The sequence below is a fragment of the Bacillus sp. FSL M8-0266 genome (assembly GCF_038613425.1).
GTDB lineage: Bacteria > Bacillota > Bacilli > Bacillales > Bacillaceae > Bacillus > Bacillus pumilus.
Genome location: NZ_CP152015.1, coordinates 939654 through 953809 on the forward strand (window position 1 = coordinate 939654; position 14156 = coordinate 953809).

15 protein-coding genes are annotated in these 14156 nt (G+C 40.7%); 12 read left to right on the forward strand and 3 right to left on the reverse strand.

Going from position 1 to position 14156, the window contains the following annotated elements; all coding sequences use genetic code 11:
- Positions 1-2 precede the first annotated feature (2 nt).
- The 9 genes from queG (at position 3) to MKY83_RS04590 (ending at position 9917) form a co-directional block, all read left to right on the forward strand.
- A complete protein-coding gene (gene queG, locus MKY83_RS04550) occupies positions 3-1151 on the forward strand; it encodes a tRNA epoxyqueuosine(34) reductase QueG (RefSeq protein ID WP_342488647.1) in 1149 nt (382 codons plus the stop codon).
- A 60-nt stretch (positions 1152-1211) separates the two neighbouring features.
- Entirely contained in the window at positions 1212-2114 is a 903-nt protein-coding gene (locus MKY83_RS04555) for an amidase domain-containing protein (RefSeq protein WP_126741985.1), read from the forward strand.
- 43 nt (positions 2115-2157) lie between these two features.
- Positions 2158-2631, forward strand: coding sequence for a tRNA (uridine(34)/cytosine(34)/5-carboxymethylaminomethyluridine(34)-2'-O)-methyltransferase TrmL (gene trmL, locus MKY83_RS04560; RefSeq protein WP_065097756.1), 474 nt, complete (start codon positions 2158-2160; stop codon positions 2629-2631).
- Between the two features lie 517 nt (positions 2632-3148).
- A complete protein-coding gene (locus MKY83_RS04565) occupies positions 3149-5044 on the forward strand; it encodes a PrkA family serine protein kinase (protein WP_003211752.1) in 1896 nt (631 codons plus the stop codon).
- Between the two features lie 139 nt (positions 5045-5183).
- Entirely contained in the window at positions 5184-6347 is a 1164-nt protein-coding gene (yhbH, locus tag MKY83_RS04570) for a sporulation protein YhbH (protein ID WP_044141624.1), read from the forward strand.
- 363 nt (positions 6348-6710) lie between these two features.
- Positions 6711-7343, forward strand: coding sequence for an HlyD family efflux transporter periplasmic adaptor subunit (locus tag MKY83_RS04575; RefSeq protein WP_034663794.1), 633 nt, complete (start codon positions 6711-6713; stop codon positions 7341-7343).
- A gap of 39 nt (positions 7344-7382) precedes the next feature.
- Positions 7383-9002, forward strand: coding sequence for a DHA2 family efflux MFS transporter permease subunit (locus tag MKY83_RS04580; RefSeq protein ID WP_065098964.1), 1620 nt, complete (start codon positions 7383-7385; stop codon positions 9000-9002).
- A gap of 17 nt (positions 9003-9019) precedes the next feature.
- Positions 9020-9544, forward strand: a complete 525-nt coding sequence (locus tag MKY83_RS04585; RefSeq protein WP_044141622.1) for a flavodoxin family protein — start codon at positions 9020-9022, stop codon at positions 9542-9544.
- Between the two features lie 13 nt (positions 9545-9557).
- Complete coding sequence (locus tag MKY83_RS04590) at positions 9558-9917, forward strand: hypothetical protein (RefSeq protein ID WP_342488209.1); 360 nt, start codon at positions 9558-9560, stop codon at positions 9915-9917.
- Between the two features lie 111 nt (positions 9918-10028).
- Here MKY83_RS04590 and cspB read toward each other — a convergent pair whose 3' ends face one another.
- Together cspB and MKY83_RS04600 are read right to left on the reverse strand one after the other, a co-directional pair.
- Entirely contained in the window at positions 10029-10229 is a 201-nt protein-coding gene (gene cspB, locus MKY83_RS04595; protein ID WP_003212277.1) for a cold shock-like protein CspB, read from the reverse strand.
- Positions 10230-10446: 217 nt separating this feature from the next.
- Complete coding sequence (locus MKY83_RS04600; protein ID WP_106067150.1) at positions 10447-11532, reverse strand: diguanylate cyclase; 1086 nt, start codon at positions 11530-11532, stop codon at positions 10447-10449.
- Between the two features lie 98 nt (positions 11533-11630).
- Between MKY83_RS04600 and MKY83_RS04605 the strand changes: the two genes are divergently transcribed.
- Complete coding sequence (locus tag MKY83_RS04605) at positions 11631-12011, forward strand: hypothetical protein (protein WP_106067151.1); 381 nt, start codon at positions 11631-11633, stop codon at positions 12009-12011.
- Positions 12012-12045: 34 nt separating this feature from the next.
- Here MKY83_RS04605 and MKY83_RS04610 read toward each other — a convergent pair whose 3' ends face one another.
- Positions 12046-12444, reverse strand: coding sequence for a spore coat protein (locus MKY83_RS04610; RefSeq protein ID WP_106067152.1), 399 nt, complete (start codon positions 12442-12444; stop codon positions 12046-12048).
- A 151-nt stretch (positions 12445-12595) separates the two neighbouring features.
- On the opposite strand from MKY83_RS04610, the gene MKY83_RS04615 reads away from it, so the two are divergent.
- Both MKY83_RS04615 and MKY83_RS04620 read left to right on the forward strand, forming a co-directional pair.
- Positions 12596-13105: a YhcN/YlaJ family sporulation lipoprotein gene (locus tag MKY83_RS04615; RefSeq protein ID WP_342488211.1), complete on the forward strand. Its 510-nt coding sequence runs from the start codon at positions 12596-12598 to the stop codon at positions 13103-13105.
- Between the two features lie 156 nt (positions 13106-13261).
- Positions 13262-14137, forward strand: a complete 876-nt coding sequence (locus MKY83_RS04620; protein WP_106067258.1) for a hypothetical protein — start codon at positions 13262-13264, stop codon at positions 14135-14137.
- Positions 14138-14156: the final 19 nt, after the last annotated feature.

Here is a 14156-nt window from a genome sequence, read left to right on the forward strand (position 1 = left end):
TGATTCATGTTGGAGAATTAAAAGAAGAATTGATTCAATATGCGAAAGAAATTGGTGTCGATAAAATCCGATTTGCAAGTGCTGATACATTTGATTCATTAAAAGACCGCCTCATCTTACATGAATCGTTAGGGTATTTGTCAGGCTTTGAAGAGCCTGATATAGAGAAGCGAACAAACCCTTCTTTGCTGCTTCCGAAGGCCAAATCAATTGTTGCGATAGCGCTCGCGTATCCTTCCAAAATGAAAGATGCTCCTCGAAGTACAAAGGATGCAAGAAGAGGGATTTTTTGCCGTGCTTCTTGGGGAACAGATTATCATGTTGTGCTGAAAAAAAAGCTTGATATGCTCGAAGAATTCTTGCGGAGTAAACATGTCGATATACGGACAAAATCAATGGTGGACACAGGGGAACTATCTGATCGTGCAGTAGCGGAACGCGCTGGCATAGGTTTTAGTGCGAAGAACTGTATGATTATCACGCCAGAGTTTGGGTCTTACGTGTATTTGGCTGAAATGATCACAAATGTCCCATTTGAACCGGATGAAAAAATTGAAGACCAGTGCGGAACGTGTAATAAATGCGTAGATTCGTGTCCAACTGGTGCACTTGTGAATCCAGGACAGCTGAATTCTCAACGGTGTATTTCCTTTTTAACGCAAACAAAAGGATTTTTGCCTGACGAATTTCGTTCGAAAATAGGAAATCGATTGTACGGGTGTGATACGTGCCAAATTGTCTGCCCGATCAATAAAGGGAAGGACTTTCACCTTCATCATGAAATGGAGCCGGACCCTGAAATTGCGAAGCCACTCTTAAAGCCGCTTCTTACGATCAGTAATCGTGAGTTTAAGGAAAAATACGGTCATGTTTCAGGTTCATGGCGGGGGAAAAAGCCGATTCAGCGAAACGCGATTTTGGCACTTGCTCACTTTAAAGATACATCTGCCTTACCCGTGTTGATTGAATTGATGCACAAGGATCCAAGACCTGTTATTCGGGGCACGGCTGCTTGGGCAATAGGGAAAATTGGCGATGAGGAGCTGCTCCCAGAGCTGGAAAAAGCCCTTGAGCGGGAAAGCGATGAGGAAGCGAAACAGGAAATTGTCAAAGGGATTGAGTTTTTACAGACACCTTTAAATACTAAATAACGTCCCTGTGAACATAGAATGAACCAAACAGAGATTTTAAAAAAGTTTGGTGGTGTCTGTGTGAAACAATTATTAGAGCAAACATTAGAAGACAGGCTTGGTTATTTATTAAATGGGAGTGCAATCAAACAGCCGCAGCTCATGTCTGATGTGGAAGCAGTCGAACGGAAAAAAGAGCTTTTTGCTAGAAGACAGGTGGAGATTGTCAAGGCGAAGGCGAAAGCAACACTTCTTGATTCAACGATTCAGGATGACGGGACTCAGCATGTGCAGTATCTCGCTCATCTCACTTATGTATGCAAGGATGTAGACGATTCTTTTTATTTAGAGGAGCAGGTAGAAAAAAGAGAAGCGTTCCTTTACAACGACATGCTTGTCAAAGATCGAATGATGATTGAAGAACGTCAAATGGAAGAGCAGGTGGATGAGCGCTTTCAGACCGAAGAACAGTTTGGGAGAGCCTTTCACTATGACCGGCGGGCAGCCGTACAATATGCGGAGACATATTGGAATAAACGAAATCCCGCCTATAAAAACTTCGAAGATAACTGCACGAATTTTATTTCACAATGCTTGAAGGCAGGGAATGCGCCAACGAGAGGGTATCCGAACCGCGGATCTGGCTGGTGGGTGCGGCCGCACACGTGGAGCTATAGCTGGACGGTGGCTCATTCGATGAAAAATTATTTAGCGAATTCGAAAGCGGGTTTAAGAGCAAAGAAACTCAAAGAAGCACAGGAGCTTCAAATTGGTGATGTCATTTGCTACGATTTTGAGGGAGATGGCAGGTATAATCATACAACCATTGTCGTCGATCACGATAAAGGCGGAATGCCTCTTGTGAATGCTCAGACATATGACAGCCGTATGCGTTATTGGTCGTATGAGGATTCGACTGCCTATACTCCTGCTATTCGTTATACGTTTTTTCACATTTTGGACGATGCCGCGAAGGATAGTTAATGGTATAATGTTGAGCGGAAAAGAAAATTAGAGGTGAACTTTTTTGGGACTTCATGTCGTTTTATATCAACCAGAGATTCCAGCTAATACTGGAAATATTGCGCGTACATGTGCAGCAACAAATACAACCCTTCATCTGATTCGTCCGCTTGGTTTTTCGACAGATGATAAAATGCTGAAGCGTGCAGGACTCGATTATTGGAAATATGCCAATGTCGTCTATCATGATTCACTTGATGAATTGTTTGCGGCACATCCGAAGGGACAATTCTTCTATATCACAAAATTTGGTCAAAAGCCGCATACGACATTTGATTACTCTCAGTTAGATGAAGATTACTTCTTCGTTTTTGGCAGAGAGACAAGTGGATTGCCGAAAGATTTGATCGAGCGGAATATGGACCGCTGCCTTCGTTTACCGATGACAGAACATGTTCGTTCTCTGAATCTATCGAATACGGCAGCAATTCTTGTGTATGAGGCACTTCGCCAGCAGCAATATCGAGATCTGATATAAGGTCATGATGAAAGCCGGGATGCCTATCTCGGCTTTTTTATATGAGATAAGGAACAAAATATGACTTGTTTAGTCTATTTTTTGACATATTGAAAAAAATCAAAGGACAGTAAATATGTAGGTGCTAAAAACAACGAATTAAATGAAAAAGGATGTTCCGCTTATGGAACATCCTTTTCTTCATTTACCAGGCTTGCCTTCGTAGCCAGCTGTGAAAATGGATACTAAAAACGTAATGATGACGCCCATCATAATGACCGTTCTCATATAAGCTCCCCCTTATCCCTTTGTTACTATCGCTGCCTATTTCATATGATGTGAAGTTCGCCTTGAAAAGCAGGAGAAGAAGATCATTTTTCTCCTGTTTTTCCTTTATTATGAAGGGTCTTGCGGATGGTTGTCAATTCAGTTTGCCAATTCGTCATTTTGAAGAACGAAAGCATGTAATAGGACGCCTCCGCATAGATTGTAAAACAGTATCTGATTACTTGCTTCAATCTTGAAAGAGGAGGTTCATATGGATATTTTAAAGAAAATTGAACAGCACAGAGAAGAAGAGCAGCGTCTCAAATGGGAAGGCACATTCGGCGAATATTTAGACATTATAAAGGAAAATCCACTTGTCGCTCAATCTGCTCATTCTCGCGTTTATCATATGATTAAAGACAGCGGGATTGAAGAGGAGAATGGGGTCAGAACGTACAAATTTTTTGATCAGGAGCTTTTTGGATTAGAGGAATCATTGGAAAGATTAGTGGAGGAATATTTTCACCCTGCTGCCAAGCGGCTCGATGTGAGGAAGCGTATTTTGTTATTGATGGGACCAGTGAGCGGGGGGAAATCTACGCTTGTTACTAGGCTGAAAAGAGGACTAGAAGAATATTCACTGACAGATCATGGCGCAGTCTATGCGATCAAAGGCTGCCCGATGCATGAAGATCCGCTTCATCTTATTCCGCAAAATCTACGTGAGGATTTCTATAGAGAGTATGGCATTCGTGTGCAGGGGAATTTGTCCCCTCTGAATATGATGAGGCTGGAAGAGGAATATGGTGGACGAATTGAGGATGTAAGGGTTGAACGGATCTTTTTCTCAGAGGATAAACGGACCGGTATTGGTACCTTTAGTCCGTCTGATCCAAAATCTCAGGACATTGCTGATTTAACAGGAAGCATCGATTTTTCCACTATTGCTGAATTTGGATCAGAGTCAGATCCAAGGGCCTACCGCTTTGATGGAGAACTCAATAAAGCAAACCGAGGGATGATGGAGTTTCAGGAGATGTTAAAGTGTGATGAGAAATTTCTATGGCATCTTCTGTCATTAACGCAGGAAGGAAATTTTAAAGCAGGCCGTTTTGCCTTGATTAGTGCAGATGAATTGATCGTCGCTCATACGAATGAAACCGAGTACCGGTCGTTTATTTCAAATAAAAAGAACGAGGCCTTGCATTCAAGAATTATTGTGATGCCGATTCCTTATAACTTGAAGGTGACAGAGGAGGAACGCATTTATCATAAAATGATTTCAGAAAGTGATGTCTCTGATGTGCATATTGCCCCGCATACGCTGAAGGTGGCAGCGATGTTCTCCATTTTGACAAGACTCAAAGAGCCGAAGCGTTCTGATATTGATTTGGTGAAAAAAATGCGCCTTTATGACGGAGAAAGTGTCGAGGGATTCCAATCTGCTGATATTGATGAGATGAAAAAGGAATTTCATGATGAAGGGATGAGCGGGATTGATCCGCGATATGTGATTAACCGCATTTCCTCCACTATTATCCGGAAGAATATGGAGTCGATCAATGCGCTGGATGTCCTTCGTTCGTTAAAAGAAGGACTCGATCAGCATCCATCTATCTCAAGCGAGGACCGGGAGCGCTATTTGAATTTTATTTCTGTTGCGCGAAAAGAGTACGACGATATTGCGAAGAAGGAAGTACAAAAGGCATTTGTGTATTCCTATGAGGAGTCTGCGAAAACGCTCATGGATAATTACTTAGATAATGTCGAGGCATATTGCAACAAAAACAAACTGCGTGATCCGTTAACCGGTGAAGAAATGAATCCTGATGAAAAGCTTATGCGTTCAATTGAAGAGCAGATCGGAATTTCTGAAAATGCAAAAAAGGCATTTAGAGAAGAAATTCTGATTCGTATTTCGGCTTATGCGAGAAAGGGCAAACGCTTTGATTATAATTCTCATGAGAGATTGCGTGAGGCAATTCAGAAGAAGCTGTTTGCTGATTTAAAAGATGTGGTGAAAATCACGACGTCAACGAAGACACCGGATGAACAGCAGCTGAAGAAAGTGAATGAAGTAGTGGCTAGATTAATTGATGAACATGGCTATAATTCAACAAGTGCAAATGAACTTTTAAAATATGTAGGCAGTCTTCTTAATCGTTAATAAATGAAGGAGGCATTATTGGCGCACCTGCACCGGTAATGTCTTTTTTAGAAATGATCGTCAACTTGGGTGACGAGCAGCATAAGATAAAGGAATCGGTGGTTAGAAGAATTGTGCAAACAGGTGAGGAGGGGGATGGATGTCCCGGCAAGAAAAAAGTCAGTTTATTGTATCACAGGAAGACTGGTCCCTCCATCGAAAAGGCTATGACGACCAGCAGCGTCATCAGAAAAAGGTCAAAGAAGCGATTAAAAACAATTTGCCGGATCTTGTCACAGAAGAAAGCATTATCATGTCTAACGGAAAAGATGTTGTCAAAATTCCGATTCGTTCGTTAGATGAATATAAAATTCGGTACAACTACGATAAAAATAAGCATGTGGGTCAAGGCGATGGAGACAGCGAGGTAGGCGATATTGTCGCACGTGATGGATCAGACAGTAAGCAAGGGCAAGGAAAGGGACAGAGCGCAGGAGATCAGGCTGGAGAGGATTATTACGAAGCTGAGGTCTCATTAATGGATCTTGAGGAAGCGCTGTTTCGGGAATTAGAGCTGCCAAACCTTAAACAAAAGGAGCTTGACGACATCATTGTCGAGCAAATTGAGTTTAACGATATTCGCAAAACCGGGTTAACAGGGAATATTCATAAAAAACGAACGATGCTGTCAGCATTTAAACGAAATGCAATGACAGGCAGTCCTTCCTTTTATCCAATCTACCCAGAGGATATCAAATATAAGACGTGGAATGAAGTGACCAAACCAGAGTCGAAAGCCGTCGTTTTGGCGATGATGGATACGAGCGGAAGTATGGGACTTTGGGAAAAATATATGGCGAGAAGTTTTTTCTTTTGGATGACACGTTTCTTACGGACAAAGTATGAAACGGTTGAAATTGAATTTATTGCTCATCATACGGAGGCGAAGGTTGTCGATGAAGAGCATTTCTTTTCGCGGGGGGAGAGCGGAGGAACCATTTGCTCCTCTGTCTATCGAAAAGCGCTAGAGCTCATAGACGAACGTTATCCGCCGTCGCGATATAATATTTATCCTTTTCATTTTTCTGATGGAGACAATTTGACCTCAGACAATGCACGATGCGTGAAGCTTGTTTCTGAAATTATGAAAAAAGCCAACTTATTCTGCTATGGTGAAGTGAATCAATACAACCGGCATTCTACATTAATGTCAGCATATAAGCATATACAGGATGAGAAATTTAAGCATTATATTTTGAAGCAAAAATCAGACGTTTTTCTTGCCCTAAAAAAATTTTTTCAGCAGGAAGAAGTTCTTTCGTAAATAGCACATTTGAAAAAACCTTTCAGCATAAGGGCTGAAGGGTTTTTTGTATGGAGAAGGAAGAGATCACCAGAAAAAAAGTAAAACTTTCTCTTTGACATTTCAATTTTCATTTATTAATATTTAATCTTGTTAAATATAAGTTTTTCAAAAAAGATGCCGATCGTCTTTTCTTCTTTTTCTTCTCTTTGCTCATGAGTGAACAATAAGTATAAATGGGCTGCACACCATTATTCATGCGGGGAAGATGAAGGAGATATAACGGTTTTATGAGCTTGCTTCATATTCTGTCAGATGATGGGCATTCTAAGTTTGCTAAAGCAGATGACACTATATTTTTATACATGAAAGGAGAAACAAAACATGAACAGAGGGCGTTTATTGCTAACGAATATTATTGGCCTTATTGTAATTCTTGCCATTATTGCCGGAGGTGCTTATTACTACTACGAAAGCACAAATTTTGTCAAAACTGACGAGGCGAAAGTGACAGGTGACATGTATCAAATCACAGCACCAGCAGCTGGACAAATCAAAGGCTGGGATATCAATGAAGGTGACGAAGTGCAAAAAGACAGCACAGTCGCAAAAGTTGAAGGAGAAACAAAAACAAACATTAAATCAGTAGCTGATGGCACATTAGTCAAAAAAGAAGTACAAAACAATCAACAAGTGCAGCCTGGTACAGTTCTTGGTGAAACGATTGATTTAAGCAAGCTTTACATCACAGCAAATATCAAAGAAACAGATATTAAAAGCATTGAAAAAGGCGACAAAGTCGACATCGTGGTAGATGGTGATCCTGATACAACATTTGAAGGAACAGTTGAACAAATTGGTTATGCGACAAACTCAACATTCAACATGCTGCCAGCAACAAACTCAAGTGGTAACTATACAAAAGTGACACAAAAAGTAGCAGTGAAAATTTCAATTAAAAATCCATCAGACAAAGTACTTCCTGGTATGAATGCTTCTGTCAAAATTTCATCTTAATGATGATTGATATCAAAAAATGAAAGGAGGTTGTCTGAGATGGCAAATCAACCTGCAGCAACAAAACAGGGAGCAGGCTCCTTGTCTTTACTGATCATTTTAATGGCCGGCTTGTTCGTTGCGATTTTGAACCAAACACTTCTGAACGTAGCCATGCCCCATTTAATGACTGAATTTAATGTGAGTGCAACGACGATTCAGTGGCTTACAACAGGTTATATGCTTGTCAACGGTGTGCTGATTCCGTTATCTGCGTTTTTAATCACACGCTTTGGACAGCGCAGCTTATTCCTAGTTGCCATGATCTCGTTTACACTAGGGACCTTTATTTGCGGGATTGCGCCGAACTTTTCGACCATGCTCATTGGTCGTTTGATTCAGGCAATCGGCGGCGGTATCCTGCAGCCGCTCGTGATGACAACAATCCTTTTTATTTTCCCACCTGAAAACAGAGGGAAAGGAATGGGGATTTTCGGTCTTGCGATGATGTTTGCTCCAGCGGTAGGACCAACATTATCTGGTTACATTATTGAACATTATTCTTGGCGTATTATGTTTTATGGACTTGTTCCAATTGGAGCAATTGTCATTATCGCGGCTTTCTTTATGTTTAGAAATATTGTAGAGCCTAAAAAGATCAAGCTGGACAGCCTTGGTGCGGTTCTTTCCATCGTTGGTTTTGCTTCGCTCCTATACGGAGTGAGTGAAGCCGGAAGTGATGGCTGGACAGATCCGATCGTCTTATCGACGATTATTGTTGGTGCGATTGCGATCATTCTCTTTATTTTCCAACAGCTGAAAGCTGATAATCCAATGCTTGATTTCCGAGTGTTTAAATACAGCATTTTCTCATTATCAAGTGTCATTAATATTATTATTACAGTTGCCTTATACACCGGGATGTTCTTACTTCCGATTTATCTGCAGAACCTCGTTGGGTTTACGGCATTGCAATCCGGGCTATTAATGCTTCCAGGGGCACTTGCGATGCTGATTATGTCCCCGATTTCAGGGATTTTGTTTGATAAATTTGGACCTCGTCCGCTTGCGATTGTGGGGATGCTCATTACCGTTGTCACTACATTCGAGTTTACAAGGCTGACTATTGATACATCTTATAGTCACATTGTGCTCATGTATGCAGTTCGTGCATTCGGTATGTCACTCCTTATGATGCCTGTGATGACAGCTGGGATGAACCAATTACCACAGCACTTAAACAGCCATGGTACAGCGATGTCTAATACATTAAGACAAATAAGCGGTTCGATCGGTACGAGTTTGATCACAACGATTTATACGAATCGGACAACATTCCATTATTCCAATATGGCGGATCAAACAAATACAGCGGACCCGTTCTTTATGAATTCATTCCAGGCGGCTGTGTCGAATGTGATGCACCATATGGGCATGACAGCTGAAGCTGCTCAAAAATATGTATCCACCCAGCTCTTTACGAAAGCACAGGTTGATTCAAACGTAATGGGTATCAATGATGCTTACATGTGGGTAACGTTATTCTGTGCCGCTGGTGTCATTCTCAGCTTGTTCCTGCGTGATGTACGTAAGGATAAAAAGCGAAAAGACCAGCAGCATAAAAAACAAGAAATGACACTGCTTCCAGCACCTAAGGAAGCAAACCAAGATGCAAGATAAGTATGGAGGGACCGTACATGAAAATTTATGTCGTATACGATAGTGAAGGTGACCATACAAAAGCACTGGCAGAAGCAATTGCAGCGGGTGCAGGTGAAACAGAGCACGCTGAAGTATTCGTCGATCATGTGAAAGATGCGGATATTCGCAAGCTGGATCAAATGGATGCGATCATTTGGGGCTGCCCTGGTCACTTTGGGACCATTAGTTCTGGGTTAAAGACATGGATTGACCGTCTTGGCTACTTATGGGCAGAAGGAAAACTGATCGATAAAGTCGGTGCCGTTTTCTGTACAACTGCTACAACGCACGGCGGTTTAGAAATGACGATGCATAATTTAATTACACCAATGTTCCACCAAGGGATGCTTGTTGTTGGCCTTCCTGGAAATGTGCCAGAAAATGCTTTATACGGCTCTTACTATGGAGCAGGTGTGACATGTCCGATTGATTCTGATGAAGTGATTTCGACAGAAGGCATTGAACTTGGGAAAGCATTAGGAAGACGTGTAGCATCAGTCACTGCGTCATTTAAGCGATAAGGAGAGGGTTCTTTTGGCGACGATTATTGTAGCGTTAGTAGCTGCTGTTCTAGTCATTATCGGATTAGTAGCATTCAATGTCAGACACGCTTCGATCGAGAAGAAAGCGATCAATGAAGATGTGCCCAATCAGCCTGACGTGCCCCGCAGCGAGTCAGAAGTTGCGGCGAGACCTGTAGAGCCTGAAGTAGAAGAAGAAGCGTCAACGCCTTCTCAAACGGATGAACGAGTGTCTGGTGATGATTTCTATAGACAGGCGCTTCAAAAGTTTAAGCAGCCAAAACCACCTGTCAAAGAAGAAGAGCCAGAAACTAAAATGAATGATGATATGTATCGTTCTGCTTTACAGAAGCTAAAGCAGAAGGACAAATAAAAAGAGAACCTCTTGTCAGGTTCTCTTTTTATATGGCACAAAAAAACCGCCGGCAGAAGCCGGGCGGTTTTCCTTCACTCTATAAAGTGCTAAAGAGCAGATGCTCTTAAATTACGCTTTGTTAACGTTAGCAGCTTGTGGTCCACGGTTACCTTCAACGATTTCGAAAGAAACTGCTTGACCTTCTTCTAAAGTTTTGAAGCCTTCGCCTTGGATAGCAGAGAAGTGAACGAATACATCGTCTTGACCTTCTACTTCGATGAATCCGAAACCTTTTTCAGAGTTGAACCATTTTACTTTACCTTCTAACATGAAATTTCCTCCTAAAGCGATCTTAACGCTTAAATTCACTATTCTTGCTCTTACACAAACTTCAAAGACGAAAACTCTTTCAAAACTTTCTTCTTAAAGATGATACGAACAAAAATAATTACCTTTACTTTACCAGTGTTTGCGGGAAAAAACAACTGTTATCCAAAAACTTTTTTAAAAATAATTAGCGCTAACAAATTGAGGAAATAGCCTATATTCATTGGCCTCTTTTTCTCCCTGAGAAGCTCACTTGATTTCGGCCAGACTGCTTCGCTTTATAGAGCTCCTGATCAGCTATAATCGGTAATTGTTTGATGTCTCGACTTCTCGTGGAGTAATACGCACACCCAAGTGATATTGTAATATGAATGGACATGCCATTTTGTAAATAAATCGGCTGATCTGCTATTTTTCTCCGTAAGCGTTCTGCAATCTGCCATGTTTTTTCAACTGTACAATTGGGTAGAAGGACGGCAAATTCCTCACCGCCGATCCTGCCAATATAATCTGAGCTTCTTGTGTTTTTGATCAGCCTTTTTCCGATTTCTTTTAAAACCAAATCTCCCTCATGATGTCCATATTGGTCATTAATGGATTTGAAGTAATCGATGTCTAAGTAAATAAGGGACATTTGATGGATAGGCTGCTTAAATTTCATCGAAAAAGCATCATTTAAGACCTCATCGAACTTCCGTTTATTTAAAACACCTGTTAAAAAGTCATAATGAGCTTGGAATTTATACAAATTCAATAGCTGATATGCTTTTGTTTGATGCTCAATGACGTAAAAGTTAAACAAACCAGCAATATATGAGAACATCCAATAAGCAAAATGCAGTTCAAATGATGTCTCATGCACGATCATGATAAACAGGCTTGTGGCAATCACATTACCTAACGTAATGGACAAAAGCATTTTCACAACTTGATTCATATGGCGCTCAGCAATTAAAAAAGAAGCTGTTGCGATGATCATCATGGAGAAAATATTGATGAAAGAAGCGACGTTGGCTTCGATTAATAATCGACCAATGATTACAACACAGGCTGCAATGATGGTTTGGGCGATGCCTCCATAAAAGGCAGTTAAAATAAGGGGGATATGTCTTAAATCGACGATGGCTGGTCCTGAATTGATAGAGAAGAACATTAAGAGGACACCGAGTAACCCAGAAAGAATGCCTTTGCATAGTTGTCTGAGCAGGGTATCTTCTTTCTTAAGAAAATTCTCTTTAAACACAAGCAGAAATAAATAATGAAAAGTGACAAGAATTGTTAAATTAATAAAGAGGTCTCTTAGCAAAATTAAATCACCTTTTTAAAATTACTAAAATTTGTTGCAAAAGAAAAGGGGAAAAAGGATAATTAATAAAAATTTCACTTATAAGGGGATCGAAACATATGCAAGGAAAACGCTTCCCAGATGAAACGGACTGGCTCTCTTTTTTTGAAACGGAGCCTGATGAAAGGTTCGAGAAAGGGATGCCTATTGAATATCAAAGCTTGACATTTCGATTTGAGAATCAAGACGAGCGTTTCGTTGTCACGATGTACCTTGGAAGTCAAGAATTTACGTTAAAAGCTGTTCGAAAAAAAGATGGATCGGTTTTAGGCATCTATGATTTTAAAACCGTGCAGCATGTAGAGATAAAAAAAGACAAGCAATACGAGAAAGAGCTTTTAATCATAGTAGAAGCTTATGGCGATTTTATCACAACAGTTGAAATTACCTTTTTACCTTTCTTCTCTGTGATGGTGAAAGAACATTTTTCAGGAGAATAAACAGGAGCCTCTATTCATAAAGGCTCCTGTTTTCTTATTTGTGCTCGATGTCATTGATCACTTGCTGGATTGATTCATCATCCATCACATTCATGACACTTTCATCAATATGGAGAGACTGTGCATAAGACTCTCTTGGCTGATGGTTTCTTGATGTCGATTGGTGCTGATTCGTATGGTTTGGCTGTACAGCAGTGAATGCTTGCTTCATCATTTGTCCGATTTCCGCAGTTCCCTTTGCTTCTTTCTGTGCGTGTGACTCGTTTCGAGACGAATCATGGTGTTGTTGACTTTTTCCCTTCATCATTGAAGACATATTCATTTGCGTCATGCTTTTCAGTCTTCTTCGTAAAACCGGGGAAAATAATGCAATGATAGCTGTTGATGCTGCGATCATTGCGCCAGTGCTCATGCCTTTTCTTTTTTTAAACAAACGAATCCCTCCATTTGATCGTGATGATTCTTCTTCATCATGTTTAGGATGACCAAACAAAGCTGAATTATGAATTCATTTCGCTGAAAGAGAGGATGTATGCATAAAAAGCCGGCTGGATGAAAAACCTAAGAGCAAAAGGAGGGAATAAATGATGAATAAGAAATGGATGCTATCTTTACTACTCGTTCCAGCATTGATCACCACTGGATGTGGTATGAACAACCAGGGCGATGAGCGAAGAGGAACAATGAAACGACAGTATGAAAATGTCACATATAAGAATGACAATATGAGGCAGGATCAGCCAGATGTTCAAACACCTCAGAAGGTCAAAGTGGCAGATAAAGCGTCAGAGTTAGTAGCCAACATGTCTGAAGTAAAAACAGCGAACGTACTTGTTACAGGAAAGAATGCATTTGTTGCTGTTATGCTTGAAGGCGATAAAAGTGGTAATGTGACAGAAGATTTGAAAAAGAAAATTTCTGATAAAGTCAAATCAACGGATCAGCAAATCGACAATGTGTATGTATCTGCGAATCCAGACTTTGTCGATCGTATGGAAGGGTACGGAAAACGTATTAGAAGCGGAGAGCCCATCTCAGGATTTTTCTATGAATTTACTGAAACGGTCAGACGTATCTTCCCTGAATCAAAATAGCTACGACAAAAGCCGTATGTCATATGCGGCTTTTTTGTTTGGAACCGCACCTTGCGCACCTGACTGCATAAAGTAAAAAATATATCACCTCTTGTTGATCTTTGTTTCTTCATAGAAAGAGAAAGAGGCTGCAGGATGAATTCAGGTGGGGAGCAAATGAAAGCCAAGCCGTCATTGATTCATAAAAAGCTTGTAGGCGGAATGATAGCAGCAGGTCTCATTTTTTATGCTTTCACCGCGTACTTGATTTATGTTGCGTTTCAGCTGACAGGACAATATTTAGAGCAGCAGTCTTCTCCTAAAACGATTTTAACGGAGGGACTCAATAAGCAAGTCTATGAACATATTAGAATATACTATGCAGAGGAAGAGGACGCTTTTGTTGATTTGACAATTGAGGCTATGGATCAGGCAAAGAAGAGGACAGCGTCAGTATTTCAATTTGAAACTGACAAACCTTTAGACATTATTTATTTTGATGATAAAGAGACAATCGAACAATTTGCAGGAATCAAGCATATTACGGGTTTTTACTCCGATCATGATCAAATGATAGGGTTATATCCAGATAAGAGGGAAGCATTATTGAAGAAAGAGACACTCCCTTTATACTTTTTCAACACGTTATTGATTCATGAATATGCTCACTTTGTTTTCTATGAAAAAGTTCATTCTTACGAAGTGTCTCCGGTGATCTTTCCCCTTTGGTTCCATGAGGGAACAGCAGAATGGACGGCCTATGACGTGTTAAATGCCACGTCTGAACGGTTCGACGTCATTCCCTTTCAATCTCTTCATTCCGATCAAGATTGGCAGGACTCCCGGATGACGTATGAGACAGATGTTTATGTGCAAAGCTACTATATGATCTATGAGCTGGTGCAGCTTTACGGACGAGATATCATACATGAGATCATGCAGGAAACGGCGAAAACAGGTCTATTTGCTAAAGGCTTTGAACAAGCGACAGGACAACGTCTGGCAGATTTTGAAGAGCAATTTAAACTGAGTTATCAAAGAAAAAACGGCTGACCTGAGGATATAGGTCGGC